This is a genomic window from Stenotrophomonas sp. YJH_SMC_14-1 (assembly GCF_059372275.1).
This window is the reverse complement of the sequence record NZ_JCAFVK010000001.1, coordinates 294,434-321,001: the sequence shown is the minus strand read 5'-3', so window position 1 is coordinate 321,001 and position 26,568 is coordinate 294,434. Positions and strand designations below refer to the sequence as shown.

Here is a 26,568-nt window from a genome sequence, read left to right as displayed (position 1 = left end):
TCAACAGCCTCGATCCCGGTTGCGCAGGTTCGGAGCAGGATGTCATGACCGGGGTGAAATACGGGTCATCGGCTATCCGTCGCCTGCATGTACTGGGTTTCATGACCGGTGAAACGCTCGCCGTCAGAGCCGAAGCAGAAGCGCCCCTGCTCGAACACGCGGTAGACCAGCAGCGCGCCATCAAGGCAGAACTGCGGCTGGTCCACGCCCGTTTCCAGTGTCCCGTAGCCGGTGGCCTCTCCGCCCTTCCCCGCCGGGCCGGTGAAGGCATCGAACGGCAGTGGCGTCGCCCTGCCCGTGCGGGTATCGACCAGCACCAGCGTGCGCTGGAAGTACTCGGGTCGATCATCGACCTGCACCAGCAGGTAGTGCTTGTTGAAATTGGGTTTCTGATGCTGGAGGGCATCTTCGATGGCTCCGCGGTGCCGCGCATCGCAGAAGTCGACCGGGCTGTAGCGGTAGCTGCAACCGTCGTGGTCGTAGGGCAGGTTCATGCCCGAGTAGCTGACGCCTGCCTGGCTGCCCAGGTCGTCTCCCGGTTCAGGGATGCTGCACAGCAGCCACGAACGCTGCGCATCCTCCGGGTCGGCCAGCAGCTTCGGCTCGCGCCCTTCCTCGTAGGCCGCACCACCCGGGAAGTCCTGCCCGAAACGCTGGCGGACGATGGGACGTGCCTTCTCCAGCGGCAGGCCGATCCTGGCCCCACGGAACGAAACGAACGTCATCGTCGGCAGGATCACTTCCTCCACCGGCAGCCCCTTCCATTGCCCCTGCACGCAGAACGTGGCGGTCTCGTTCTCCCCGTCTTCCTTGCAGGGCTTCGGTGCGTTCGTCGCCAACCAGGGATGGGCCGGGCGCCCGGTCTGCTGATCGATGTACCAGCCGTCCAGCGCGCAGGTCGGCAGGGCATCGAGCAGCGGAGAGAGGTCTGTTGCGGTGGCCGGGGCGGCAAGCGGTGCGCCCGCTGCGGGTGCCCCGGTCGGCGCATCCGGTGTGCGCTGGCATGCCGCCAGCGCGAGTAGACCGACCAGCAGCGCGGCGTGGCGCGGGCGCCGGATTGAATGCTGCGTTCCCTGCATTGCGTGTTTCCTGGTTTCGACACTCCCTGCAGATGATCGCCGATCCCGAAGCCGTGCAGGAACGCCGCAGATCCCACATCGGGGTCAGAGCCCTTCGCTCCCGCAAAGGGATCCGACCCCGCCCGTTACCCCGGCAGCTGCAGTTCCGCCCGCAGGCCGCCGCCCTCGCGGTTGTGCAACCTCAGCGAGCCGCCCAGCGACTGTGCCAGCTGCACCGCGATGGCCAGGCCCAGGCCAGTGCCGCCGGTATCGCGGTTGCGCGAGCTTTCCAGCCGATGGAACGGCGCCAGCACTGCCTGCAGCTGGTCCTCGGGAATGCCAGGGCCACGGTCGGAAATGCTGATCCACACTCTGCCGGCGTCATCACGGCCCGCCTCGACCTCGGCGGCACCGGCGTAACGCAATGCGTTGTCGACCAGATTGCCGACCACCCGGCGCAGCGGCTGCGGCCAGGTCTGCACGACCAGTCCAGCGGGCGCACCACCGCTGACCGGCTTGCCCATGTCCTCGTAATCGCCGACCACACTGGCCAGGAACGCGCCCAGGTCCATCGACACCGGTGCGCCACTGGCGACGTGGCTGCTGCGCGCATAGGCCACGCCCTCACGCACCAGTTGACCCAGGTGGTCGAGGTCGTCCAGCAACCGCTGCTGGGTGCTGTCTTCAGGCAGGGTCTCCACCCGAAGCTTCATGCGCGTGATGGGGGTCTGCAGGTCATGCGAGATCGCGGCCAGGATCTGCAGACGCTCAGTGACATGGCCACGAATGCGTGCCTGCAGTGCGTTGAGCGCGGCCGCCGCGCCGCCCACTTCCGCCGGGCCATCTTCAGGCAGTTCGGGCCCGTCCTTGCCCGGCTGCAGATGCTCCACCGCATGCGACAGCTGCTGCAGCGGGCGCATGGCCAGGCGCACCGCCAGCCACGCGCACACCAGCAGCAGCGCCAGCTGCACCAGCAACACGGCGGGCAGCCAGCGCGCCAGCGGCAGGCCCGACGGGGTGACCTCGATGGTCAAGGGAGTGCCGTCGTGCAGGCGCAGTTCCACCTCGAACCGCTCCGGCAGGCGAGCCACCTGGCGCGCCTGCAACGGATAGCGGCGCTGCAGGCTGTCGTCGATGATCGCGGTGACCTGGCGTGCACGATCGGTCTGCAGTCCCGGCCCGGCCGCAGCCGGGCGCAGCAGGTAACGGTAGGTGCGCCGCTCCAGCCGCGGCACCCAGGCCGCGCGCTGGCCTGCGGGCAGGTGCTCCAGCAGCGCGACACTCACGGCCACGTCTTCATCGAGGTTGCGCAGCATCATGCTGCGGGTGGACTGGTAGCGTTCGAAGAACAGCAGGCCGAAAGACAGTGCGTGGGCCAGCGCCAATCCACCCAGCAGCACCAGCAGCAGCCGCGCCGACAGCGTGCGCGGCCAGCGTGGGCGGTGTGCGGTAGTGTTCATTCGTCCGGCCCCAGCAACTGCACCGGCACGCTGAACACATAGCCTTCGCTGCGCACGGTCTTGATGTAGGTCGGCTCGCGTGCGTCGTCACCCAGGCGCTGCCGCACGCGGCTGACCAGCAGATCGATCGAGCGGTCGAACAGTTCGGCATCGCGGCCCTGGGTGAGGCTGAGCAGCTGGTCACGGCTGAGCACCCGATTGGCGTGATCGAGGAACACGCGCAACAGGCGGAACTCGGCGCCACTGAGCGGATGCGCGGTGTCCTGCACATCCAGCAGATGGCGTGCGGTGGTGTCCAGGCGCCACTCGCCGAAGGCCAGCTGGCGACCTGCTTCGCTCACCTGCAGATTCGGCGGCAGCATCTGCGTGCGGCGGATCACCGCATTGATGCGTGCCAGCAGTTCGCGCGAAGAGAAGGGCTTGGTCACATAGTCATCAGCGCCCATTTCCAGGCCGATGATGCGGTCGGTCTCGTCGTCGCGGGCGGTCAGCAGCACCACCGGCACCGCACGATGCTTGCCGGCGCGCAGGTTGCGGCACAGGCTCAGGCCGTCCTCGCCCGGCATCATCACGTCCAGCACCACCAGGTCCACGGCATGGGTATCCATCAGCGCGCGCATGGCCCGGCCACCGTCGGCCTGGCTCACGCGCAGGCCGTTGCGCTGCAGGTAATCGGCCAGCATCTGGCGGATCTCGCTGTCATCGTCGACGACCAGGATATGCGGTACGTGGTTCATTGCGTTCTCGATGAAGACGGAGGTCAGGGCCGCGCTGCGCGGCCATGGTAGCGCGGCTCAGGCGTTGGCCAGCAGGCGCTGGATCTCGCTTTCGGTACGTGCGTAGTCGCCATCGCCGTAATGGCGGTAGACCACCCGCCCCTGACGGTCGAGCAGGTACAGCGCGGGCCAGAAGCGGTTGCGCCAGGCGTTCCAGATCCGGTACTGGTTGTCCTGCACCACCGGCCAGGTGATGTCCAACCGTGCGATGGCCTTGCGCACGTTGCCGGGCAGCCCTTCATAGGCGAACTCCGGCGTATGCACGCCGATCACCCTCAGGCCCTGCGACGCGTAGCGTGCATGCCACTGGTGGACATGCGGCGCCACGTTGAGGCAGTTGCTGCAGGTGTAGGTCCAGAACTCGACCAGCACCACCTGCCCCCGCAACTGCTCCAGTGTGAGCGGTGGGCTGTTGTGCCAGGGTCCGCCACCGTCGAACCCGGCGGCGGGAACGGCCTGTGCCGGCTGCGCATCGGCCTCCGGACTGGGCCAGGCCATCAACAGCGCAGCCCCACCCAGCACGCCCATCAGCAACGGCAGCACGTACGCACGCAGTGCGGCCATCGCTCAGCCCCCCTGCTCGGCCAGTGGCAGTTCCGCCGGCTTCACCCCCGCCGCTTCCAGGATGCTGTCGGCCACCTGCGCCGGATGCGAAAGCAGCGACACATGGCTGCTGCCGATCGATTGCAGCTGTGCACCGATGCGACGTGCGGTCGCGGCCTGCAGCTGCGGCGACAGCATGCGGTCATCGCGGCTGAGCACGTACCAGCTCGGCTTGCTGCGCCACGCCGCAACGTTCACCACCTCGCCCAGCGCGCTGGCCTTCAACGGGACCTGCGTGCTGTACAGCAGTGCGGCCGATTTTTTCATCACGTCCGGCGCGAAGTCCTGGGCGATGGCATCAGCCGGCAAGGTCAGGTACCCATCCCTTTCCCGCAGTCGGGTCAGACCCGGACCGACCGGGAAACCTTCGCCCTGTTGCGCCGAAGACTGCCCTGCATCCGGTGCGAAAGCCGCCACGTACACCAGCGCCTGCACCTTCGGGTCATTGCCCGCTTCGGTGATGACCGTGCCACCCCAGCTGTGGCCGACCAGCACCACCTTGCCAGGCGCGGCGGCAATCGCGCGGCGGGTGGCGGCGACATCGTCGGCCAACGAGGTGAGCGGATTCTGTACGGCCACCGCCGGCAGCTTCCAGTCATGCAGGGTACTGATGACCTTGCTCCAGCTGGAGCCATCGGCGAAGGCGCCGTGCACCAGGATGACGGTGGGCGGTGCAGCGGTATCGGCCTGGCTAGCGAAGGCGGGGGCGGCTGCGCCGGCAAGGGCGAGAGCAGCGGCAAGCAACGAGGTACGGATCATGGGTGGCACTCCGGTGTTGGGAGTGGCCATTTCCGCCTGCCGGTGTATCACCGCTGTTTCTCCGCGGCGCGGAGTGGTACCGGACTGTAGGGCGCAGGCGGGTTTCTACAGTGGGATACATTCGGGCGCCGGTCCTGGCCGGGCGCTACCGGGTGGATATCGCTCCCCGCACGCGGGCGCGCAACGCCCCGATGTGCGTCAACGCATCGTCTTTGTATCTGACTGTACGAAACCCGGCCGCGGCCACAGTCGCTGACAAAATCCCGGGCAACGGCACACGTTGCCGATACCTGCGCCGCCTGGAATGGCCTCCATCGACCACTGGCCCGCAGGACACCACCATGATCAGCACCGCCTCTTCCATGTATACCCCCCGCCTGGACGCCGTCGGCCGCTGGCTCTCGCCATTGGCGCTGCGCACCCTGCTGGCCTGGGAGTTCTTTGAATCCGGCCGCGAGAAGCTGGGCGGCCAGAACTGGTTCGCCGACCTGGAAGGCCGCTTCCCGTTCCCGTTCTCCGCCCTGCCCGCCTCGCTGAACTGGCAGCTGGCGACCTGGCTGGAACTGGTGGGCGCGGTGATGCTGCTGCTCGGCCTGGCCACGCGCTCGGTGGCCTACGTCTTCTGGGTCCTCACCATCGTTGCCATCGCCGCCGTGCACTGGCCCGACCAATGGAACGGCCTGGGTGAACTCTGGCAGGGCTATGCGATCACCGACCAGGGCTACGGCAACTTCAAGCTGCCGCTGCTGTTCCTGGCCATGTTGCTGCCGCTGATCCTCAACGGCGGTGGCGCGCTCAGCGTGGACCGGCTGTTGGCCGGCTCACAGCATGCCGCTGTCGGCAATGACGGCCTGGGCTGGGGCGTCAGCCTGATCGCCCTGCTGCTGCCGGTTGCGGCGCTGCTGCCCGGCATCGGCTTCGGCGGTGCCCTGCTCGGCGGCGTGCTGCTGCTGGGCTATCTGCTGCGCCGTCGCCACGCCGCCTGAGCTGATTCCCCTGTTCCCGCGCCTTTCGCTTTCCGTCGCCTCCTCGGCGGCGTCCATCCCGCACGCCCCGCGTGCTTTCCCAAGGAGTCATCACCATGTCCATCTCGACCAGGAACACCCCCTCCTCCCGCCTGCCGCGCATTGGTGCCATCGGCATCGCCCTGGCCGGTGGCCTGCTGCTGGCCGGCCAGGCCGCAGCGATCCAACCGCTGGCGATCAGCGCGGTGGCCATGAGCGCCGCCGCCGAAGGCAAGTGCGGCGAAGGCAAGTGCGGGGCCAACAAGGCCACCACCGGCAAGCCCGCCGGCAAGGCCAAGGTGGCCGAGGGCCAGTGTGGCGAAGGCAAGTGCGGCGACGCCTCGTTTGCCCGCACTGACCGCGACCACGATGGCAAGGTCTCGCGTGCCGAGTTCAACGCTGTGGCCGCCAAGCGCGCCGCCGAGTTCGACCGCATCGACACCGACCACGACGGTTACATCAGCGAGCAGGAAGCGCACGACTACCTGCGCAGCGTCTACACCGCCAACGGCAAGCCGATGCCGAAGGGCCTGTTCTCCCGCGTTGCCGATTGATCGACGTTCACCCGGCGCTGCCTTCAAGGCGGCGCCCTCTCTCTGGAGCATCCACCATGTCCCTGCCCCTGCCCACCCATGCCGCCGGTCTTGGCCTGCGCCGCGGCCTGATCGACGAACTGCTGGCCATGCCGGCCGGAGCCATCGACTTTCTCGAAGTCTCTCCCGACAACTGGATCGGCATCGGCGGTGCACACGGCGCTGCGCTGCGCCAACTCAGCGAGCGCCACTCCTTGACCTGCCATGGCCTGTCGCTGTCGCTGGGTGGTCCTGATCCGCTGGACCGCACACTGCTGGCACAGACCCGTGCCTTCCTCGACCTGCACCAGGTGCAGCTGTACAGCGAACACCTGAGCTACTGCGCCGCCGGCGGCCATGTCTACGACCTGCTGCCGCTGCCGTTCACCGCCGAGGCCGTTCACCATGTCGCTGGTCGCATCGCCCAGGTGCAGGACATGCTGGGCCGACGCATCGCAGTAGAGAACATCTCCTACTACGCCGTTGCCGGCGCGGACATGAGCGAGATCGACTTCATCAACGCCGTGCTCGCCGAAGCCGACTGCGACCTGCTGCTGGACGTCAACAACGTCTTCGTCAACGCCTGCAACAACGGTTACGACGCCTTCGAATTCCTGGCCCGCGTGCCGGCCCACCGTATCGCCTCGCTGCACGTAGCAGGCCACTTCGATGAAGACGATGGCTTCAAGATCGATACCCACGGTGCGCCGGTGAAAGGCGTGGTCTGGGCACTGTTGCGCGAGGCCTATGCGCGGGTGGGCGTGCGCCCCACGCTGCTCGAACGCGACTTCAATTTCCCCCCGCTTGCCGAATTGCTGGCCGAGGTCGGGCAGATCCGCCAGGCGCAGGCCGAGGCACGTTGGCCCGAGGTGACCCATGGCTGAGTCGCTGGCGACCCTGCAACGGCGCTGGGCCGATCGTGTGCGCGACCCTGCAAAGACCGCACCCGATGGCATCGAGGCGCGGCGGATGGCGGTCTACCGCCGCCTGTGCATTGACAGTCTGGACAGCCTGCTGGCGGGCAGCCTGCCGCGGCTGAAGTCGCAGCTGGGCGATGCCTGCTGGCGCAACACCGTCGAGCACTACTACGCGAGGCACGCCTGCCGCACGCCGTTGTTCCCGCAGATCGCGGGCGAGTTCGCGGCCTGGCTGGCGGTGCAGGACACGCTGGCGCTGCCGGGCTGGGCAGCGGAACTGGCGCACTACGAGAGCACGCAGCAGTCGCTGCACATTGAAGCGCGTGACGGCGGGCGGCCGCTGCAGCGCGCTCCCGTAGGCAATGATGTGCTGGCGATTTCGCCGTTGGTGCGGGTGCTTGGCTACCAGTGGCCAGTACATGAGGACGGGGCGCTGGAGCCGGTGTTGAGCACGGCTCCCACGCTGCTGGTGATCCAGCGCCTCGCCGATTTCAGCCTGCAGACCGAGGAACTGTCACCGCTGGCCTACGCGCTGCTGTCGGTGTTCGGTGACGACAGCGCGTCGGTGGATGAAGCACTGCAGCTGCTGTCCGAAACACATGGCGTGGCAGCGGACGCATTGCGCATGGCCTGCGTGCCTGTTCTGGGCGAGCTGTGCGCGGCGGGCGTGCTGGTTGCATTGCCTGCTTTCTGAGGTTGCCGGCCAGCGGCCGGCACTACCCGTTCCTTGGCCGGCCAACGGCCGGCACTACCCCTTCCTTGACCGGCCAGCGGCCGGCACTACCGTCCCCTACTTCGAGGTCTCATCATGGCTCCTTCCAACACGTCCTTCCTGCATGGCTGGCGCCTGTTCGTGGCCGTAGCGGTGGTCCTGATCGCCTTCGCGCTGGCGGCCTTCGCCCTGTATCCCGATGCAGCCGAAGGCAGCCGAGCCGCGATCCGGGTCACTGCGCGCACATCGTTCCTGCTGTTCCTGGCAGCGTTCACGGCATCGTCGTTCGCCAGCCTTCTGCCCGGCCCGTTCACCCGCTTCCTGCTGCGGGAACGGCGCATCATCGGCCTGTCCTTCGCGTTCTCGCACCTGTTGCATGCAGTCGCGATCACCAGTTTCGGCGTCCTCAACCCGGCGTTCTGGCCAGCACGATCCGCGCTGGCCAACCTCCCGGGCACGGTGGGCTACATTGCCATCCTGGCGCTGGCCATCACCTCGCACCGGGGGCTCGCCCGGCGCATGGGACCCACCGCCTGGCGTCGCCTGCACGTCACCGGCATGTGGATCATCGCGGCGGTGTTTACCTACTCGTACTTCAAGCGCGTTCCGGGCAACTTCTGGTATGCGGTGCCGTCGGCGCTGCTGTTCACCGCCTTCGTGGTGCGCTGGATTGCCAAGCGGGCGCAGGCGCTGCGCCGAAGTGCGCATGTGCGGCCGCCGCTGCGGGCGGCCTGAGGGGCTGGGGCCAGATACCTTTACCTGCGAAAATGGGATATGACCCCACTTCAGGTCAAGGCGCGCGGCGCAGCGTGATCAGGGTGATCTCCGACGGCACGCCGATGCGCGCCGGGAAACCGGCCCAGAGGCCCGCACCGTTACCCACGTAAAGCGTCATCCCATCCACGTCGTAGCGGCCGGACACAAAACCGCCATTGGCTCGCTTCACCAGCTGGTCCATGCCGATGATCTGCCCGCCGTGGGTATGCCCAGAGAGCTGCAGCTTCACGCCGCGCGCGGCCGCCTCGCGCGCATTGCGAGGGCGGTGATCGAGCAGGATCACCGGTGCAGAGGGATCGGCACCGGCCAGCGCGGTTTCCAGATCCGGCAGCGGCAGGCCATAGCGTGCCGCCACCGGATCGGTGACGCCGGCGATGGTCAGCGCCGCATCGCCGCGCCGCACCTGCAGGTGGCTGTTCTCCAGCACCTGCATGTGCAGCGCCCGGAACGCCTGCATCCACTCTTGGTACTGCGCGTAGTACTCGTGGTTGCCGGTGATGGCGACGACGCCGTCCGGTGCATGCAGGTCAGCCAACGGGCGTGCGTCCTCGCGACGCGCCTCGACGCTACCGTCGATCAGGTCGCCGGTGATCACGATCAGGTCCGGCGTCAGTGCGTTGCTCTCGTCCACAACCCTGCGCACCCAGTCGCCCGTCAGCAGGCGGCTGGCATGGATGTCGGTCAGCTGCAGCACGCGATAGCCGTCGAACGCAGCAGGCAGATCCTTGATCGCCACGTCGATCTGCCGAGGCTGGGGCACGGCCATGCCCTGGCTGATGCCATAGCCACTCACAAGCAGCGCCAGCAGGCCGGCCAACGGCCGCAGCTTCGAGGCGCGCAGGACCGATACGATGCGCGGCCAACGCAGTAGGCGCGAAAGCAGCAGGCCGGCATCCAGCACCAGCATCATCAAGGCCAGCAGCAGTACCGCCGTGGAGCCGGTGGCCAGAACGGCGATGGCCAGCTTCGGGATCTCCGGCGAGGCCATCGTGCCCCAGAAGGTGGCGACGATGCGCAGCTGCACGGCCACGCCCACCAGCAGCAACGACAGCACGACCTTCATCCAGATGGGCATGCGCAGTGGCCAGAACAGGCGCCAGGCCACATACAGGCCCATCAACAAACCGATCGTACTCAGCACTGCAACCATCCATGACAGAAAGCGGGCCCGCCATGGTGACGGCTGCGGGTCGTGTTGTGTAGAGCCGGGCCCATGCTCGGCTGCTCAGGAAGCCGTCGAGCATGGCTCGACGCTACAGAACCTCGATCGCGCATGGCTCGACGCTACGGATGCCCCAGGCGCTCCACCCGCAGGCGGGCGATGCGACGCTTCTCCATCGCCAGTACGGTGATGCGAACATCCGCAATCTCCACCGCGTCACCGATGTCCGGCAGGCGCCCCAGACGCTCCAGCACCAGGCCGGAGATGGTCATGTAGTCGGCACTGCGCGGCAGCGATACGCCGGCCAGCCGCTGCAGGTCGTCCAGGGTCAGGGCACCGTCGGCCTCCCATTGGTCCTCGCCCTGCGCGACCACGCCATAGCGCTCGTCCTGGGTATCGACCAGGTCACCGGCAATGGCCGCCAGCAGGTCGTTGGCGGTCACCAGGCCTTCCACGCTGCCGTACTCGTCCACCGCCACCGCCAACGGCACCGGGTGCTGGCGGATCAGTTCCAGCGCCTGCAATGCGCTGGCACTGGACAGCACGTACTGCGGCTCGCGCAGGTTGCCTTCCAGCTGCAGCGGCCTGCCCTGCAGCAGGTCAGCCAGCAGGTCGCGGCTCTGGACCACGCCACGCAGGCTGTCCAGGTCGCCATCACCCACCAGCAGGCGGGTGTGCGGCGACGCCACCAGGCGTGCCACCACATCCTCCTGCCCACGGGCCAGGTCGATCCACTGCACGTCGGCACGCACCGTCATCACGCTCGACACCGGGCGATCGGCCAGCCCCAGCACGCTGCGGATCATCTCGTGCTCCGCCGGCTGCAGGCGCTCTTCGGCATCGACGTGTTCGTCCGCGCTTTCGTCGTCGTGGCCATTGGCCGGGCGCGCGCCCAGCATGCGCAGCACGGCGTCGGCGGTGCGCTGGCGGAACGGCTGGCGGCGTTCGTTGCGCTCACGGTTGAAACGCACCCACTGGTTGAACGCCTCGACCAGGATCGAGAAGGCAATCGCCGCGTACAGGTAACCCTTCGGAATCTTGTAGCCCAGGCCCTCGGCCACCAGGCTGAAACCGATCATCAGCAGGAAGCCCAGGCACAGCACCACCACCGTGGGATGCTTGTTGACAAAGCGCGTCAGCGGCTTGCTGGCCAACAGCATCAGCGCCATCGCGATGGTCACGGCGGCATACATCACGCCCAGGTTGTCGACCATGCCCACCGCGGTGATCACCGAGTCCAGCGAGAACACCGCGTCGAGCACCACGATCTGTGCCACCACCATTGCGAAGCTGGCGTAGACCTTCTTGCCATCCTCGTGGTGTTCGCGGCCTTCCAGCCGTTCGTGCAGCTCCATGGTGCCCTTGAACAGCAGGAACAGGCCACCGCCCAACAGGATCAGGTCACGCCCGGAGAAGCTGTGGTCGAACAGCGTCAGCAGCGGCTCGGTCAGTTTCATGATCCACGCCAACGCCGCCAGCAGCACCAGCCGCATCAGCAAGGCGAGCGCCAGGCCGATTACCCGCGCGCGGTCACGCTGGTGCGGCGGTAGCTTGTCGGCAAGGATCGCGATGAACACCAGGTTGTCGATGCCGAGAACGATCTCCAGCACGACCAGGGTTGCAAGGCCCATCCAGATCGAGGGGTCAGCCAACCATTCCATTTCAGGTCCGTTTCGTCAGTAGGTAAGGGAAAAGAGCGACCGCTCAGTCAGCGTCCTGTGCCTGCGCCGGGTCGTGCCCGAGCAGGTCGCCGGGCGTGCACTGCAGCTCGCGGCAGATCGCATCAAGGGTGGAAAAGCGGATGGCGCGCGCCTTGCCGGTCTTCAGGATCGACAGATTGGCCAGGGTGATGTCGATGCGCCCGGCCAGCTCGGACAGGGTCATGCCGCGTTCCTGCAGCATGCGGTCCAGGGTGATGACGATCGCCATCAGATGACACCGTCGAGGTCGTCGCGCATCGCTGCGCCCACGGCGAAGACGCGCGCCAACACGAACAGCATCAGCACGGCCACCAGGCCAGTGATCGACATGCCACCGCCGACCTCCATCCAGGTGAAATCCGGGCCCATCCAGGCCGAATAGGCACCGATCAGGATCGACAGCAGTTCCATTGCCAGCATCAGCCAGGCCATGCGCTGCAGGCGCCGTGCATTGGCGTGGGTGAACGGCCGCTCGCGCGCCGCCGACTTCAGCAGCCTCAGCAGATGGCGCAGGAACAGCAGGCACAGCACCAGCAGCGCGATGATCGCGCCCAGGCCCAGGCAGAAGTGCAGGAACAGATCATTGCCGTGCGCGGCAGCGGCCTCGGCGTCATGCACGCTGTCGAGCAGCCAGCGGCGGTCGTGGGCGACCAGCGGCACCGCCAGCAGTGCGGCCAGGATGCCCAGCCAGCACATCGCCCGGACGGCCTGTACGGCGGCCTGGGCCAGGGCAAACAGGCCTCGCGCGGGTCTGGCGCGGGCGGGACGAGCGGTCAAGCGGCCTCCGGTGTTGGGGTGGACGCGCCGCCCCCGGGATGGATTTATCGATAAACGATATATCACACGCTGCGTGAAAGGCTGAACCGCAGGCGTGGCTCCTGTCAGGGCCCGGGCGCGCCCCGCTCCAGCATTGCCTCACCCGGCGTCGCAGAGGCCATCGCCTGCACGCCGGCATCGGCGGCCTGCCGCGTGACCAGGCGGAAGCGCACCTGCAGCTTGCCCTGCCCCGGGGTGGCCCAGCCGTACTGGATGGCCACCTGATCGGCCGACAGCGGCCCACGTCCCGGCAGCGAGCGCACCTGCAACGGCATCGGCGCGGCCTGCACCAACCGGGCGAATCCCTTCTGCACGACCGCCGCGTCGGCCTTCTCGGCGTAGACCGTGCACGTGCCATCGTCAGCCCAGCTCACCGCATAACGGCCACTGGCCAGGGGCACCATCCAGGCCACACCCGATTGCCCCTGCAACAGCGTGGCGGCTTCGGCGGGCTGCAGCGGCGACAGCCCATTCGATTCCATCAGCGACTGCAACCGCGCCGGGGCCCCGATGTGCTGCATGCAGGCGGTATCGAACAACTCGCTGAAGGGATCCTGCGCCGGAGCTTTGGCCTTGGGCGTGCGCGCGGGTTGCGCCGCCGCCAGGGTGGGCAGCAGGGCCAAAGCCAGCCAGAACGCAGGACGCATCGGGATTCCACGCTACGGAAAACAGCAGGGAGGATGGCAAAGCCCGGGCGTGCCGCGCAATGGGTCATGGCTTGACAGCCGCCACCGGCGGGAGGAGTATCAGTTAACGAATTAGTTAATTAGCTCGCCATGGACCGCATCTTCGAAGCCCTTGCCTCCACCGCCCGCCGGCAGATCCTGGCCTATCTCAGTGCCGGCGAACTCAGCGCGGGCGAGCTGGCCGAGCGCTTCGACTTCAGCAAGCCGGCGTTGTCCAGCCACCTGCGCATCCTGGAGGAAGCCGGACTGATCGAACGCGAGAAACGCGGCCAGTTCGTGTACTTCAGGCAGGTACCCGACCGTTTGGCCAACACGTTGTTCTCGTGGGCGGCCGAAGTCTGCCCGGTCGGCGGCCCGCTCAAGCGTGAAGCCCGCGCCCGTCGCAAGGCCCCCGCCCGCTGATCCGCCCCGCCAAGGAGCATGACGATGCCTGGTTCGACCCGCGATCGCCGTTCGTTTCCAGCAGTGCAGCTTCCGGCACAGAACGGCGGCAGTCCGACCGAAGTCACCCTGATCGCGCAGCTCGGCATCGGTGCCGGTGACGCGCTGGTGAGTGACGCCGGCCAGCGTCAGCGCCACCACCCGGCGTTCATCGATGCGTTGGATGAACCTTCGGCGCGACTGGGTGGAATGCACCTGCAGCACGGGGATGCCTCCTCGCTGTACAGCTTCACCGTCGGTGCCGGTGGCCACCCGTTTCATCGCCATGCAGGCCCGCGCATGTTCACCGCCATCGCCGGCAGCGCGGGAGCCGAGCTGCGTTTCGCCACCGCCTCCGACACGCAGCTGGCAGCAGATCCCGGTGCCTTCGCGCGCACGCTTCGGCGCATCCGCATCCCACCGGACTGCCTGTTTACCGTGCGCTTCGGCGGCGGCACCTGGCACCAGTTCGCGTCGAACCATCCTGCACATCCCGCGCTGTTCGCGTTGTCCTGCCACAGCAATGAACTGGCCGGCGCGATGAGCGAGCAGGCGCGTGCACAGGTGCAACGCAATGCCGCCGATATCCCCAGCCTGACCGAGGTGCTTCCGGAATCGCACTGGCCTTCGGGCACTTCGCTTGCGGCGGCACCGCTGTTGCAACTGTCGCTGCAGGCGGCGCCTCCCAGCCTGTGCGCACACCTCTGCGCGCGTACCCGTGCCCTGCTCGGCCAGCTGCGCCGCATCCCCATGCGGCCGCTGCACGGGTTCGTCGAACGTGCCACACCGGCCTATCCCATCCGTTCGCGGCCCGCCGCCACCGATGGCCTGCTGCCCACAGCGCTGCCGCACAGCCACTACCAGGACCTGACCACCCTGTGCCTGGAACCCTCGCAGGTGGTCCACCGCTCCGCGTCGGCACTGCTGGCCGATGTACTGGACGGCTTCCTGCGCAATCCGCCCAGCGGCGTAGGCCATCTGATGGCGCTGCGAAACCGACTGGTGGCGCCGTTGCGGTTGCGCACGTCGCCGCTGGGATGCCCGGTGTCGTCACTGCTGTCCACCGATCGCAGCCGGTTGTTCGCTGGTCGATTTCCGGTGCTGGATTCGCACATCGATACGCAGGACAACGACGCCGAAGTCCTGCTCGGCGCCGACGATCGGCACCTGCGTTTCCGCAGCAGCGTGCGCGTGCAGCGGCGTAGCGATGGACATGTCGAGATCAGCCTGGGCTCTCGCGTGCAGACCTTCAATGCGTTCGGCGGCATGTACATGGCACTGATCGACGCCGGGCACCGGCACTATGTCGCGCCGGCACTGCTGCGGCGTGCGGTGGAACACGCCTTGGCACCGGAGCTGGCCAATGTTGGGGATCCGGCAGCACACCCTGCGAACTGCTGACCCTGGAACACGATGCGCCGGGCCCTGCACGGTTCCGCTCAGATAACGATTTCGCCCTCGTCCTCGCCATCCCAGTAGTGGATGCGGCTGGCGCGCACGTGAATCAGCACCAGTCCCGGTGTATCCACGCCCTGTTCGAACCATCGCTCCAGCTCCTTCACCCAGTGCTGGCTCATCGTGGCCCGGTCGCGCACCAGCGCTGCCCTTCCCTGCACGTGCACGAACAACGGTGGCTTGCCCAGCAGCGACTTGCTGCCGGAAAAACCCAGCGCGACGGCGGGGTCAGCTTCAATCTCGCGCACCATGTCGGTGTCTTCGGTGGTGAAGAACCAGCTGTCACCGTCATAGTCCACGTCGCCGTTGTTGCTCATCGGACGACCGGCAATCTCTCCGCCGGCGTGGGTCTGCAGCATCGTGAAATCGATGCCGGCCATTTTCCTGGACAGTTCAGGCAGGGTGAGCTGGGTCATGTCGTCGTCCCTCGTCGGATGGAGTCCCAGCGTCTGCGCAGAGCGGTGACCGAAGCGTGGATGGGCAGTTGCGACCTCTTCACAGAAAACGCGATAGGGCGCATGGCACGTGTGTGACGCATTCCTCACCACCACACCCGCGTTAAAGGCGGATGGAGGAACGGTCCTCCACGCCGCGACACGCCTCTAACAGGGCATTGCCCGAGAATCGCGCAACCTCGCGATGCATCCGGCATGGCCGCCGGCATCACCGGGGCTCCCCTCCGCAACCGCATGGCCCCCACATGGACCTGTTCGCCTGGCTCGCGTTCGGCTGCTACCTGTTGACGTTCTTCATTGTCTCGCTGTTTGCTGCGGCCTACCTGAAACGCTCCGACTTCATGCCCTACCACGGCCAGGCCGTGGGCCTGCCATGGAAGGAGGTCGAACCGCGCATGCAGTTGCTGCTGATGGCACTCATCCGCGTGGTCGGCGCCGGTTGGATCGCACTGGCCGGCGCTGGCGTGATGCTGGCCTGGTTGATCTTCTTCGGCGGACACTTCGCGCTGCCGCAACTGCTGGCCTTCCAGTTGTTCTGCCTGTTCGCCACCGTACCGCCGGTACTGGTCGCTTCCGGCGTGCGGCGACGCACCGGTGCGCGTACACCGGTGCCCGCCGGCGCCGCGGTGGTGCTGCTGTCGGTCATCGGATTCGTGCTGGCCCTGTTGGCACTGTCCTGATGCGTGCTCCCTCCTCTCCCTCCATCGAGGCTCCCATGAATCCCGAATCGATCTTCTACAGCGTGGTCAACGGTGATCTGCCGCCCTCCCAGGCGGGCACCCTGCTCGGCTGGCGATTCGTCGACTACGACGACGCACTGCGCCGCATCCATGTCGAGTTCGACGCCGGGCCGATGCTGACCAACCCGATGGGCAACGTGCAGGGAGGCTTCCTGTCGGCGATGCTGGATGACTGCATGGGGCCGGCGATCTACGCCACTCTGCCCGCCAACCGCATCGCGGTCACGGTGGAATCCAAGACCAGTTTCGTCAGTCCGGCACGACCAGGGCGCATCATCGGTTGGGGCGAAGTCGAGCACAGCAAGGGGAGCATCGCCTTCACGCGTGGCTGGCTGACTGACCCGGCAGGCAACGTACTGGCCACCGCCACCGCCACCTTCCGGGTGGGTGCGCTGCGCTGGCGTGGCTTATCGGTACCACGTCCCATCGCGCGCCGGATGATCGCGCGGACGCTGCGGCGGGTGCATGCACGCATCGGCTGAGGCGTGCCCTCAGCGCATGATGCGACCGCCACCCGCCACCCGTACCCGATCACGCCCCTGCGCCTTGGCCCGGTACATGGCCGCATCGGCGGCACGCAGCAGGGTGCGCCAGCCCAGCGCGTCGGTGCCGCCCTCGGCCACGCCGAAACTGGCGGTCACCCGCAGCACGGTGCCGCCGGCCAGCGCGATGTCCATCTGCTGCAGGGCCAATCGCAATGACTCGGCCAGCTGGCGGCCACCGGCCAGATCACCGTCGGCCAGCAGCACCAGGAATTCCTCGCCGCCATAACGGGCGATGCTGTCGCTGCGGCGCAGCTGATGCCGCAACAACTGCGCCACCCGCACCAGCACTTCGTCGCCGGCATCATGACCATGGCCATCGTTGATCGCCTTGAAGCGATCCACGTCCAGCAGGATCACCACGGCGCTTGCATCGCCCCCCGCGTGTCTCCGCTGCACCACCTCATCCAGCGCGCGCCGGTTCAACAATCCGGTCAGCTCGTCGGTGCCAGCGAGCTGGCGCAGCTCGCTGGTCAGTGCCGAGCGCTCGCGCGATTTCTCACGCAGTACTTCGATGGCGTCGAACAAGCGCTGCATCTCGGCCAGCGGGTGGGTGACATGCTGCTCCGGACCGGGTGCATCCGAGGCAAGCTGGATCACCTGCGCCTGCGCCTGCAGCAACGGCTGCAGGATCTGCCGGTGGGCAATGCGCAATGCCACGCCCAGCACCACCAGTGTGCCCAGCGCGGTCGCCAGCAGCACGGCCAGGCGCATGGCCTCGCGATTGCGGGTGCGTTCAAAGCGGGCGATGGACACGCTCAGGTAGCCATCACGCAGCGCCTCAAGCGACTGCAGGGTCGGCACGTAGCGCGTGGTGAATTCGGCGGCGGTCCATGGCGGCGGCAGGCCTCGGCGGCCATCTTCGATCAACTGCTCGATCATCGGCAGCGATTCGCCGAAGAACTGCCGACGCGCCATGTCCCAGTGCCATGACAATTCCGGGTCACTGCGGAACACCGACTCGTGGCTGCCCGCCAACCGCCACAGCTCCAACAGGCGACCCTCGGTCTGCAGTGCAGCGCGTACCTGTTCCTCCCGCCATGCCCCTGGCACCGCCACCGGCGCCATCACATTCGAGGCCAGGCGGCCACCATGCTCGCGAAGATCGATCAGCACCTGGCCCTGCATCGCCGGAATCGCTGCTTCACGGTCGGCGCTGACCAGCACGTTGATCTGTGCCGAGGTCAGCAGGTGCAGGCGATCGACCACGGCGAACATGCCACTGATCGCACGCTCCACCTCCTCCACGCGGCGTGCGTCATGGGGTTGCGCCAAGACCCGGTCGACCGCAGCCCGCGCCGATTGCAGGCGACGTTGCGCGTCGGCCAGCAGCCCATGCTCGTCGACCACTCCCGGATCAGCCTTGAACACGGTGTCCAGCTGCAGCAGGGCAGCGTCGACCCGCTTGCGCGCGGCCGCCAGCTGCGCGGCCAGCGGTGCCTGCTCGGCCGCATCGGCCGGGTCGGCCCCCAGCAGGCTGTTGGCGGGGCCGCGTTCGGCCGACACCAGGTTGGCCAGGTCGAAGGTCTGCCGCAGCTGGCGCAGGCTGGCCAGGTTGTCCTCGGCGGCCGTGAAGCGCAGCGTGCCCTGCACCAGTGCGATGGCCATCAGCGGCAGCGTACAGACTACGAACAGCCCAGCCAGGATCCAGACCCAGGTCCGCAATCCGATGGGCGACGCCTTGCGGGCCATGCACATTTCCCCTGTAGTGCCGAACACTGTAACGGCCGGCTACAAAGGCGCCAAGCCACTCGCGGGCCAACCGTGGCGGTGGGTATACCCTGCCGACCGCGAACGCACCGACAAGGCCGTGCGGGCATTCGAACCGGGACAACTACGTCATGCCCAGCCGCGTCAGATCCAGCGCTGGTCGACCAGTTCGCGCTTCACGTAGGCATAGAACACCGGCGCGGCGACCAGGCCCGGCAGGCCGAAGGCCGCCTCCATCACCAGCATGGCCAGCAGCAGCTCCCAGGCACGCGCCTGGATCTCGCCACCGACGATGCGCGCATTGAGGAAGTACTCCAGCTTGTGGATCACGATCAGGTACAACAGCGCGGCCACGGCCACATAGAACGAGACCGACAACGCGACGATGCTGATGATGGTGTTGGAGATGATGTTGCCCACCACCGGCAGCAGGCCGGCGACGAAGGTGATCAGCACCAGCGTCTTGGAAAGGGGCAGGTGCACGCCGAACAACGGCAGCACGCCCAGCAGGAAGATGGCGGTGAAAAGGGTGTTGAGCAGGGAGATCTTCACCTGCGCGAACACCACCTGGCGAAACGCGGTGGCCAGGCGGCTGGTGCGCCCGATCAGCTCCTGCGCCAGCGGCCCCATCGTCGGCAGCGGCAGTTCGTCGTACAGCGCAATCATCGCGCCCAGCACCATGCCGATCAGTACGCGTACACCCACCTGCACCACCGAGGTACCGGCCACGCCCAGCTGGCGCTGGTGCTCGGCGGCCCAGTCATTCAGCGCCGCACGCAGCGCCGGCATGTCCTCGGGGATATACGGCTGCAGCAGCGCTGGAACCTGGTGGCGCGACGAATTGAGGATATCCATCAGCCGTGCCAGCAGCGCGTCCGGCCCACCGGTCTCGTTGCGGAAGAACGAGGCCACGCCGATGCCGGCCAGCACCAGCGCGCTGATGATGATCGCCGACAGCACGATCACCGCGATCGCCCGCGCCCGCCCCGGCGGCAGCTTGCCTTCCACGGTGGACGCCAGCACATGGGTCAGCTGGAACACCAGCAGGCCCGACAGCAGCGTCACCACCAGGCCGAGCTTCAGCGCCAGCCACATGCCCAACAGCATCATCAGCCAGGCCGCGATTCTCGCAACGGGGGGCTTGGGCTGGGCAACGAGGGCGTCTTGCATGGGCGGCGCGTCCGGGCGGGGTGGCCCATGGTAGAGGATTGGCGTGCCGATTCCGCGTGCAGGATGAACGGGCGTTTCGGCCTCGTTCGGCGGCAGCCGTGCCGCACTCACTCGCCGTAGCTGGCTGTGTTCTTGCCCTGCCGCTTGGCGTGGTAGAGCGCGCGGTCGGCCAGTGCCAACCAGTCCTCGACACTACCGCCACGCGGCGTCGCGGCAATGCCGATACTCACGCTGAACTCCACGCCCGGCGTGGCCTGCCGCGCGGCCTCCCGCAGGTGCAGGCGCACCCGCTCGGCCACGTGCATCGCATCGATGGGCGCGCAGTCGCGCAGCAGCACCACGAACTCATCGCCCCCCAGCCGCGCGGGCGTATCACCGGGCCGGGCAAAGGTGCGCAATGTCGCCGCGATATGCCGCAGCACCTCGTCACCGGCGCGGTGGCCATGCGAGTCATTGATGCGCTTGAAATCATCCACATCGAGCATCAGCAGGCAGGCAAAGCCGCCCTGGCCCTGGGCCCGGTCCAGCGCCTGCTGCGCACGCAGGATCAGGAAGCCACGGTTGGCCAGCTCGACCAGCGGGTCCATCCGGCTGAGCCGCTGCAGCTGACGGTTCTGCGATTTGACCCGGCGCGCCAGCTGCCAGCTGAGAATGCTGAGGCCGATGCCATACACGAACAGGAACGGGACACTCAGCACGATCGTGCGCTGCGAGGTGACCGGCTGGTAAGGGAAGCCGAGCAACCACCAGGTGAGTGCGAAGCCCAGCAGCAGGGCCAGCGTGGCGCGCATCGCCAGGCGCACGCCACCGGCAGCGATCTTGTCGGCCACCAGCAGCGCGGCGAACAGTGCGCTGGGCACCGCGCTCAACGCCATGAAGGCGATCCAGCCACCGCCGAAGAAGGAGTCGGCCACCATGCAACGGAACTGGACGACCGCCGGCTGGCGGGAGCGCTGGGTCAGCAGCAATGCCAGTGCCGGCCACGCCAGCGCGTTGAGCAGCAGCAGGACCCACGCCAGCCCGCCATCCTGGCGTTCAAGCATGATCGAGGCGATGGGAATCGCTCCCAGTCCATTGCCGACGAAACGCATCCAGCCGATGCGACGTGCCGCGCCAATGCCTTCGACCGCGCCTTCCGCCGAATCGGTGAAAAATGGCATTGCCGCCCCCCTTGCGCGATCGCACCTGCTGCTACGGCCCTTGCCGGGCTGCCTGCGATGAGTCTGACAGCTTTGCGTCAATTCGGGATCAAGGTTGCACGATATCGCGCGGGCCGGCTGCCACCCTCCCGCGGCCCCACCCCGTGGTCACCTGCGTCGGGGCGCAGCCGTCGATCCCCGCACCATCAGGCTGAAATCCAGCGTCTGTTGAAGCGGAACATCCACCTGTTCGATGATGGCGAGCAGCAGGTTGACCGCGCGCGCGCCGATTTCCCGCATCGGCTGCCGGATGGTCGTCAGCGGCGGCGTGAGGTAGCGGGAAGACGCCAGATCATCAAAGCCGACGATGGACAGGTCTTCCGGCACGCGGATGCCCAGCTCCCGGCAGGCCGCCAGGGTGCCCAGCGCCATCTGGTCGCTGAAGCAGAAGATCGCCGTTGGTGCGGACGTGCCGTCCAGCAGCGCCATGGCAGCCGCATGGCCGGATTCCACTGAAAAATCCCCGGGCACGATGCTCAGCTGGCGCAGGCGGCCACGCGCCTTGCCGGCCGCCCGTACCCCTTCCAGGCGCTGCTGGTGCAGGGGATTGTCCGGCGGCCCACCGACCACGGCGATCCGTTCATGGCCCAGTGCGTACAAGTGCTCCATGACGGCGCGTGCGGCGGCGGCATTGTCGATGTGAACACTGGGCAGGCCCAGCGCGGGATCGAACTCGCAGCCGTTGACCACCGGCGCGGCAGCCCCCCTCTGCTGGACAATCTCGCGCGCCGTCGGTGGCAGGCGATGGCCAAGCACGATCATGCCGTCGGCCTCGTTGCGCCGGAGCATCTGCGCGTAGCGCTCCTCGCGGTCGGGTTGGTCCTGCGTATCGCCCAGCAGCACCGCATAGCCGACAGCCTGCGCGGCGTCTTCCGCGCCCTGCAGGATCTGCGCGAAGAACGGGTTGGCGATATCCGGCACCGTGACCAGGATCTTGCCGCTGCGCTGGGTCTTGAGCGTGCGGGCGACCGTGTTGGGCACGTAGCCCAACGCCGCGGCGGCCTGCTCGATGCGCGTGCGCGTGGCCGGCAGTACTTTGTCCGGCCGCGATAGTGCACGCGACACGGTGCCGGCGGAGACGCCGACGTGCTTTGCGATGTCGTAGATGGTGGCCATGGCGTTAGTTCTCCCGCCCGCTGTGCACTGCACAACAGGTCTTGCGTAAGCCCCTGCTAGGATAATGCAATCGATTGCATCGAGGGCGAATCACGTTGAAGACGCTCAAGGGTCCAGCGCTGTTCCTGGCGCAGTTCATCGGCGACACGGCTCCTTTTGATCGGCTGGACACGCTGGCCGGATGGGCCGCGGGTCTGGGCTATTCTGGCGTACAAGTCCCCACCACGGCGCCCCACCTGTTCGATCTGGCCGAGGCCGCGCGCAGCCAGGCGTACTGCGACGACCTCGCCGGCATGCTGGCCGGTCATGGCGTGCAGATCACCGAGCTGTCCACCCATCTGCAGGGGCAGCTGGTCGCGGTCCATCCGGCCTACGACAGCTTGTTCGACGGATTCGCACCCGCGGACAAGCGTGGCGATCCCGCCGCCCGCCAGGCCTGGGCGGTGGAGCAGCTTCTGTTGGCCGCCAAAGCCAGCCAGCGGCTGGGGCTGACCGCGCATGCCACGTTCTCCGGCGCATTGGCCTGGCCCTATTTCTATCCCTGGCCGCAGCGCCCACCGGGACTGGTGGAAGAAGCCTTCGCCGAACTCGGCCGCCGCTGGCGCCCGATCCTCGATGCCTTCGATGCCTGCGGCGTGGATCTCTGCTTCGAGATCCACCCAGGTGAGGACCTGCACGATGGCGCGACCTTCGAACGCTTCCTCGATGTGGTGGATCATCACCCCCGCGCCAAGATCCTGTACGACCCCAGCCACCTGCTGCTGCAGCAGATGGACTACCTGGGTTTCATCGACCGCTACCACGCGCGCATCGGCATCTTCCACGTCAAGGACGCGGAGTATCGCCCCAGCGCAAGCAGCGGCGTGTATGGCGGCTACCAGGACTGGATCGAGCGTCCGGGCCGCTTCCGTTCGCTCGGTGATGGCCAGATCGACTTCAAGGCGATCTTCTCGAAGTTCGCCCAGTACGACTTCCCCGGCTGGGCGGTACTGGAATGGGAATGCTGCCTGAAGCACCCCGAGGACGGCGCACGCGAGGGTGCCGCCTTCATCCGCGACCACATCATCCGCGTGACCGAACACGCCTTCGACGACTTTGCCGACAGTGGCACGGACGCCGCATCACTGCACCGCATGCTGGGAATCTGAGCCAAGACCGCCCCGGGAGGGCAAGCCATGACGCACGCCATGTCGCGCCTGGGCGCGATGATGTTTCTGCAGTTCTTCATCTGGGGGGCGTGGTTCGTCACCCTCGGAACCTACCTGGTGCAGGGCCCGCTGCAGGCCAGCGCCAGCCAGGTGGCCTCCGCCTTCCTCAGCCAGTCCATCGGCGCCATCGTGGCGCCGTTCCTGGTCGGGCTGATCGCAGACCGCTACTTCGCGGCGCAGCGCATCCTCGCGGTGCTGCACCTGGCCGGCGCGGTGCTGATGTGGCTGGCGTCCACCGCCACCAGCTTCAGTGTGTTCTCGGCCTGCGTGATGGGCTACATGCTGCTGTTCATGCCAACATTGGCACTGGCCAACAGCGTGGCGATGCGGCACATGCAGTCGCCCGAGAAACAGTTCCCGCTGGTACGCGTGGCCGGCAGCATCGGCTGGATCGTCGCAGGCGTGCTGATCGGCTGGCTGGGCTGGGAGCAGGCCCATCGGCTTGAACTCACCTTCCGCATGGCCGCGCTGGCATCATTGGTGCTGGGCCTGTATGCATTCACCCTGCCGCACACGCCACCGCTGGCGCAGCAGCGCGATGCCGGGCTGGGGCGGATCCTGGGGCTGGATTCGTTGCGTCTGCTGAAATCGCGTGCCTATCTGGTGTTTTTCCTGGCTTCCATCGCCATCTGCATCCCGCTGTCGTTCTACTACAACTTCACCAATCCGTATCTCAACGACCTGGGCGTGCGCGGCGCAGCAGGCCTGCAGTCGCTGGGCCAGGTCTCCGAAGTGCTGCTGATGCTGGCCATGCCGTTCCTGTTCGTGCGGCTGGGGGTGAAGACCATGCTGGCGGTCGGCATGGCCGCCTGGGTGGTGCGCTACGCCATGTTCGCCTTCGGCGATGCGGGCAGCGGCTTCTCGCTGCTGGTGATCGGCATCGTGCTGCACGGCATCTGCTACGACTTCTTCTTCGTCACCGGCCAGATCTACACCGATGCGCATGCCGGCCCCGCCGCGCGCAGCAGCGCGCAAGGCTTCATCACCCTGGCTACCTACGGCGTGGGCATGTTGATCGGCACCTTCCTGTCCGGCGCGGTGGTGGAGCACTTCACCACCGAGGCCGGCCCCGACTGGCAGCAGATCTGGCTGTTCCCGGCCGGCGTTGCACTGGTGGTGTTGATCGCCTTCCTGCTGCTGTTCCGCGACCGGCCGGCGGCCACGGCCGCGCCCTCCACACCCTGAGGATCCCCGTCGATGCCCAAGCTTGGAATCGCCATCGTCGGCGCTGGCATGATCGGTGCAGTGCATCGTCGTGCGGCACTGCTGGCCGGTGCCGAGGTGCGCGGCGTAGCCGCCTCGTCAGCGCAGCGCGCGCATGAGGCCGCGCAGTCCTGGAATGTCCCGCGCGCCTACCGGGATATCGAGGAGGTGATCGCCGATCCGCAGGTACAGGTCGTGCACGTGTGCACGCCCAACCATCTGCACCGCGCCATGGCACAGGCTGCGCTGGAAGCCGGCAAGCACGTGATCTGCGAGAAACCGCTGGCGACGACGCTGGACGATGCACAGGCGCTGGCGGCGCTGGCCGCATCGACCGGATTGGTTGCCACGGTGCCCTTCGTCTACCGCTACCACCCAGTGGTCCGGGAGGCGCGCGCACGCATCGCCCGGGGCGATCTGGGGCCGTTGCACCTGATCCACGGCAGCTACCTGCAGGACTGGCTGCTGGATCCGGCCAGCAACAACTGGCGCGTGGACCCCGCGCTGGGAGGCACGTCGCGCGTGTTCGCCGACATCGGTTCGCACTGGTGCGACCTGGTCGAATGGGTCAGTGGCGAGGGCTTCGCCGAAGTGAACGCGGCGTTCTCCACGGTGATCGCCGAGCGTGGCGCCGTCAGCGGGCAGAGCTTCAGCACGCCAACGGCCGCCAGGGCGATGCAGGCTGTCACCAGCGAAGACGTGGCCGCAGCGATGTTCAGGACCGGCGCCGGCACGCTGGCGTCATTGACGGTCAGCCAGGTCTCGGCCGGACGCCACAACCGCCTCTGGTTCGAGATCGATGGCGCCAAGGCCAGCGTGGCCTTCAACCAGGAGGATGCCGAACGACTCTGGATCGGCCTGCCCGACCAGCGCGAGGAAACCTTCATGCGCGGCCCCGGTGCCGGCAGCGCCGAACAACGCCGCCTTTCCGTGCTGCCGGCCGGGCATGCACAGGGCTACGCCCAGTGTTTCGAGGCGTTTGTGGCCGACACCTATCGCGCCATTGAAGGCGGGCGGCCGCAGGGCCTGCCCACCTTCGAAGACGGCCTGCGCTCGGCACGGATCGTCGATCGCGTCATTGCATCAGCCAGGTCACGTGCCTGGACCACCATCGGTTGAATTCCGGGAGGATCTGTTGATGAAAGCTCTTTTCCGTAGAAGTGCAAGTCTCGTCCTGCTGCTCGCTGCCCTGCCCGCCTTCGCGAGCGAAGCCGCCACCACGCAGAAGCCGATCGCGGTGCAGATGTACACCCTGCGCAATGCAGGCTCGCTCGATCAGCAGTTGAAGATCGTCCACGACGCGGGCGTCCGTGCGGTGGAAACGGTCGGTACGCAGAACACCAGCGCCACCGGACTCAAGCAGCTGCTGGACCGGTATTCGATCAAGGCGGTTTCGTCGCACGTGCCACTGGCCGAGCTGCGGGGCAACCTGGATGGTGTGGTGACGTTCAACCGGTCGATCGGCAACAGCACGCTGGTGGTGCCTTACCTGGACCAGAAGGACCGCCCAACCGATGCCGCGGGCTGGACCGCATTGGGCAAGGAGCTGGGCCGCATCGCCAAGCAGGTGCGCGGCAAGGGCATGCGCCTGGCCTATCACAACCACGATTTCGAGCTGGCCGACTTCGACGGTCAGACCGGGCTGGAGCTGCTGTTCGCAGCGGCCGGGCCCGACCTGCAGACCGAGCTGGACCTGGCCTGGGTTGCACGCGCGGGCCTGGACCCGGCGGTGATGCTGGGAAAATTCCGTGGACGCGTGTTTGCGGTGCACGCCAAGGACAATGCGCCGAAGGGCCAGGCCCAGGATGAAGGCGGATTCGCCGCGGTGGGCCAGGGCGTGCTGGACTGGAACGCGATCCTGCCCGCCGCTGCGGCGGCCAAGGTGCAGTGGTACATCGTCGAACACGACCAGCCACGCGACCCGGCCAAGGTCATCCAGACCGGCGCGGACTACCTGCGTGAACACCTGCCCGCCAACGTGCCCACCCGTGCACGGCGCTGACGCATCAAGGAGCCCCACATGAAGATGATCCTGGCCCTGGCCCTGGCCCTGGCCCTGGGCGGCATGAGCACTTCAACGGCAGCCCGGGCCAAGGACGATCCTGCCGCCGGCGCGAAACTCTATGCCCAGCACTGCACTGCCTGCCACGGTGTTGAACGCGCCGGCGTACCGCCGACCTTCCCAGCGCTTACCGACGTCGGCAAGCGGCTTCAGCCCGCCCAGGTCAAGGACAAGATCAGGAAGGGCGGAGGACTGATGCCGCCCTTTGCCCAGCTGTCGCAGCAGGAGATCGACGACCTCGCCAGCTATCTGGCGAAGTAGGCGGCCGGCGACCACGCCGGCTGCG

General features: G+C 67.3%; 29 protein-coding genes. 14 read left to right on the top strand and 15 right to left on the bottom strand.

Features of this window, described 5'->3' with window-relative positions:
• Positions 1–65 precede the first annotated feature (65 nt).
• The 5 genes from AC5P9P_RS01660 to AC5P9P_RS01640 all read right to left on the bottom strand — a co-directional run bounded on the left by AC5P9P_RS01660 (position 66) and on the right by AC5P9P_RS01640 (position 4,656).
• Positions 66–1,079, bottom strand: a complete 1,014-nt coding sequence (locus AC5P9P_RS01660) for a hypothetical protein (protein WP_495232578.1) — start codon at positions 1,077–1,079, stop codon at positions 66–68.
• Between the two features lie 125 nt (positions 1,080–1,204).
• Positions 1,205–2,518, bottom strand: coding sequence for a sensor histidine kinase (locus tag AC5P9P_RS01655; protein WP_495232577.1), 1,314 nt, complete (start codon positions 2,516–2,518; stop codon positions 1,205–1,207).
• On the bottom strand, positions 2,515–3,255 hold the full coding sequence (locus AC5P9P_RS01650; RefSeq protein WP_111173083.1) for a response regulator: 741 nt from the start codon (positions 3,253–3,255) through the stop codon (positions 2,515–2,517). The genes AC5P9P_RS01655 and AC5P9P_RS01650 overlap by 4 nt, the downstream gene beginning before the upstream one ends.
• 57 nt (positions 3,256–3,312) lie before the next feature.
• Positions 3,313–3,858 (bottom strand): redoxin family protein, encoded by a 546-nt coding sequence (locus AC5P9P_RS01645; RefSeq protein ID WP_111108435.1) that lies wholly within the window; start codon positions 3,856–3,858, stop codon positions 3,313–3,315.
• A 3-nt stretch (positions 3,859–3,861) separates the two neighbouring features.
• The gene (locus AC5P9P_RS01640; protein ID WP_049453220.1) at positions 3,862–4,656 is read right to left on the bottom strand and encodes an alpha/beta fold hydrolase; all 795 of its coding nucleotides are present in this window, start codon (positions 4,654–4,656) and stop codon (positions 3,862–3,864) included.
• A gap of 341 nt (positions 4,657–4,997) precedes the next feature.
• Between AC5P9P_RS01640 and AC5P9P_RS01635 the strand changes: the two genes are divergently transcribed.
• The 5 genes from AC5P9P_RS01635 to AC5P9P_RS01615 all read left to right on the top strand — a co-directional run bounded on the left by AC5P9P_RS01635 (position 4,998) and on the right by AC5P9P_RS01615 (position 8,596).
• Positions 4,998–5,642 (top strand): HvfX family Cu-binding RiPP maturation protein, encoded by a 645-nt coding sequence (locus AC5P9P_RS01635; protein ID WP_033833325.1) that lies wholly within the window; start codon positions 4,998–5,000, stop codon positions 5,640–5,642.
• A gap of 95 nt (positions 5,643–5,737) precedes the next feature.
• The gene (locus tag AC5P9P_RS01630) at positions 5,738–6,214 is read left to right on the top strand and encodes an HvfA family oxazolone/thioamide-modified RiPP metallophore (RefSeq protein WP_033833324.1); all 477 of its coding nucleotides are present in this window, start codon (positions 5,738–5,740) and stop codon (positions 6,212–6,214) included.
• 56 nt (positions 6,215–6,270) lie between these two features.
• Positions 6,271–7,116, top strand: coding sequence for an HvfB family MNIO-type RiPP peptide maturase (locus AC5P9P_RS01625; RefSeq protein WP_111108436.1), 846 nt, complete (start codon positions 6,271–6,273; stop codon positions 7,114–7,116).
• Positions 7,109–7,843 (top strand): HvfC family RiPP maturation protein, encoded by a 735-nt coding sequence (locus tag AC5P9P_RS01620; protein WP_111108437.1) that lies wholly within the window; start codon positions 7,109–7,111, stop codon positions 7,841–7,843. The genes AC5P9P_RS01625 and AC5P9P_RS01620 overlap by 8 nt, the downstream gene beginning before the upstream one ends.
• A 114-nt stretch (positions 7,844–7,957) precedes the next feature.
• Positions 7,958–8,596 (top strand): ferric reductase-like transmembrane domain-containing protein, encoded by a 639-nt coding sequence (locus tag AC5P9P_RS01615; protein ID WP_043034153.1) that lies wholly within the window; start codon positions 7,958–7,960, stop codon positions 8,594–8,596.
• A 55-nt stretch (positions 8,597–8,651) separates the two neighbouring features.
• On the opposite strand, the gene AC5P9P_RS01610 is transcribed toward AC5P9P_RS01615, so the two are convergent.
• From AC5P9P_RS01610 to AC5P9P_RS01590, 5 genes are all read right to left on the bottom strand, one after another.
• Positions 8,652–9,788, bottom strand: a complete 1,137-nt coding sequence (locus AC5P9P_RS01610; protein WP_049403233.1) for a metallophosphoesterase — start codon at positions 9,786–9,788, stop codon at positions 8,652–8,654.
• A gap of 134 nt (positions 9,789–9,922) precedes the next feature.
• Positions 9,923–11,461, bottom strand: a complete 1,539-nt coding sequence (locus tag AC5P9P_RS01605) for a TerC family protein (protein ID WP_024956986.1) — start codon at positions 11,459–11,461, stop codon at positions 9,923–9,925.
• Positions 11,462–11,504: 43 nt separating this feature from the next.
• Positions 11,505–11,729: a helix-turn-helix domain-containing protein gene (locus tag AC5P9P_RS01600; protein ID WP_005408494.1), complete on the bottom strand. Its 225-nt coding sequence runs from the start codon at positions 11,727–11,729 to the stop codon at positions 11,505–11,507.
• Positions 11,729–12,196 (bottom strand): DUF2975 domain-containing protein, encoded by a 468-nt coding sequence (locus AC5P9P_RS01595; RefSeq protein ID WP_005412578.1) that lies wholly within the window; start codon positions 12,194–12,196, stop codon positions 11,729–11,731. The genes AC5P9P_RS01600 and AC5P9P_RS01595 overlap by 1 nt, the downstream gene beginning before the upstream one ends.
• A 185-nt stretch (positions 12,197–12,381) precedes the next feature.
• Positions 12,382–12,963 (bottom strand): NMCC_0638 family (lipo)protein, encoded by a 582-nt coding sequence (locus tag AC5P9P_RS01590; protein WP_005412577.1) that lies wholly within the window; start codon positions 12,961–12,963, stop codon positions 12,382–12,384.
• 129 nt (positions 12,964–13,092) lie between these two features.
• Here AC5P9P_RS01590 and AC5P9P_RS01585 point away from each other — a divergent pair, with 129 nt between their 5' ends.
• Entirely contained in the window at positions 13,093–13,404 is a 312-nt protein-coding gene (locus tag AC5P9P_RS01585; RefSeq protein ID WP_005408491.1) for an ArsR/SmtB family transcription factor, read from the top strand.
• Between the two features lie 24 nt (positions 13,405–13,428).
• Positions 13,429–14,823: a DUF2867 domain-containing protein gene (locus AC5P9P_RS01580; protein ID WP_049403234.1), complete on the top strand. Its 1,395-nt coding sequence runs from the start codon at positions 13,429–13,431 to the stop codon at positions 14,821–14,823.
• 38 nt (positions 14,824–14,861) lie between these two features.
• On the opposite strand, the gene AC5P9P_RS01575 is transcribed toward AC5P9P_RS01580, so the two are convergent.
• The gene (locus tag AC5P9P_RS01575) at positions 14,862–15,293 is read right to left on the bottom strand and encodes a pyridoxamine 5'-phosphate oxidase family protein (protein WP_495232576.1); all 432 of its coding nucleotides are present in this window, start codon (positions 15,291–15,293) and stop codon (positions 14,862–14,864) included.
• Positions 15,294–15,577: 284 nt separating this feature from the next.
• Here AC5P9P_RS01575 and AC5P9P_RS01570 point away from each other — a divergent pair, with 284 nt between their 5' ends.
• Together AC5P9P_RS01570 and AC5P9P_RS01565 are read left to right on the top strand one after the other, a co-directional pair.
• Positions 15,578–16,012 carry a hypothetical protein gene (locus AC5P9P_RS01570; protein WP_033833318.1) on the top strand — a complete coding sequence of 145 codons (435 nt, stop codon included), beginning with the start codon at positions 15,578–15,580 and terminating at the stop codon, positions 16,010–16,012.
• 35 nt (positions 16,013–16,047) lie between these two features.
• Entirely contained in the window at positions 16,048–16,554 is a 507-nt protein-coding gene (locus tag AC5P9P_RS01565; protein WP_024956981.1) for a PaaI family thioesterase, read from the top strand.
• A gap of 9 nt (positions 16,555–16,563) precedes the next feature.
• On the opposite strand, the gene AC5P9P_RS01560 is transcribed toward AC5P9P_RS01565, so the two are convergent.
• From AC5P9P_RS01560 to AC5P9P_RS01545, 4 genes are all read right to left on the bottom strand, one after another.
• A complete protein-coding gene (locus tag AC5P9P_RS01560; protein ID WP_495232575.1) occupies positions 16,564–18,306 on the bottom strand; it encodes a GGDEF domain-containing protein in 1,743 nt (580 codons plus the stop codon).
• A gap of 162 nt (positions 18,307–18,468) precedes the next feature.
• Positions 18,469–19,494 (bottom strand): AI-2E family transporter, encoded by a 1,026-nt coding sequence (locus AC5P9P_RS01555; RefSeq protein ID WP_111108440.1) that lies wholly within the window; start codon positions 19,492–19,494, stop codon positions 18,469–18,471.
• Between the two features lie 107 nt (positions 19,495–19,601).
• Positions 19,602–20,654 (bottom strand): sensor domain-containing diguanylate cyclase, encoded by a 1,053-nt coding sequence (locus AC5P9P_RS01550; RefSeq protein WP_111108441.1) that lies wholly within the window; start codon positions 20,652–20,654, stop codon positions 19,602–19,604.
• Between the two features lie 147 nt (positions 20,655–20,801).
• Complete coding sequence (locus AC5P9P_RS01545; RefSeq protein ID WP_043034159.1) at positions 20,802–21,809, bottom strand: LacI family DNA-binding transcriptional regulator; 1,008 nt, start codon at positions 21,807–21,809, stop codon at positions 20,802–20,804.
• A gap of 95 nt (positions 21,810–21,904) precedes the next feature.
• Between AC5P9P_RS01545 and AC5P9P_RS01540 the strand changes: the two genes are divergently transcribed.
• From AC5P9P_RS01540 to AC5P9P_RS01520, 5 genes are read left to right on the top strand one after another with little or no spacing between them, the layout of a single operon-like run.
• The gene (locus AC5P9P_RS01540) at positions 21,905–22,957 is read left to right on the top strand and encodes a sugar phosphate isomerase/epimerase family protein (protein ID WP_149500789.1); all 1,053 of its coding nucleotides are present in this window, start codon (positions 21,905–21,907) and stop codon (positions 22,955–22,957) included.
• Between the two features lie 27 nt (positions 22,958–22,984).
• Positions 22,985–24,202: a nucleoside permease gene (locus AC5P9P_RS01535; RefSeq protein ID WP_495232574.1), complete on the top strand. Its 1,218-nt coding sequence runs from the start codon at positions 22,985–22,987 to the stop codon at positions 24,200–24,202.
• A 12-nt stretch (positions 24,203–24,214) separates the two neighbouring features.
• The gene (locus tag AC5P9P_RS01530) at positions 24,215–25,339 is read left to right on the top strand and encodes a Gfo/Idh/MocA family protein (RefSeq protein WP_495232573.1); all 1,125 of its coding nucleotides are present in this window, start codon (positions 24,215–24,217) and stop codon (positions 25,337–25,339) included.
• 19 nt (positions 25,340–25,358) lie between these two features.
• Positions 25,359–26,222, top strand: coding sequence for a sugar phosphate isomerase/epimerase family protein (locus AC5P9P_RS01525; RefSeq protein WP_495232572.1), 864 nt, complete (start codon positions 25,359–25,361; stop codon positions 26,220–26,222).
• 18 nt (positions 26,223–26,240) lie between these two features.
• Positions 26,241–26,543 carry a c-type cytochrome gene (locus AC5P9P_RS01520; protein ID WP_495232571.1) on the top strand — a complete coding sequence of 101 codons (303 nt, stop codon included), beginning with the start codon at positions 26,241–26,243 and terminating at the stop codon, positions 26,541–26,543.
• The last annotated feature ends 25 nt before the right edge of the window (positions 26,544–26,568 follow it).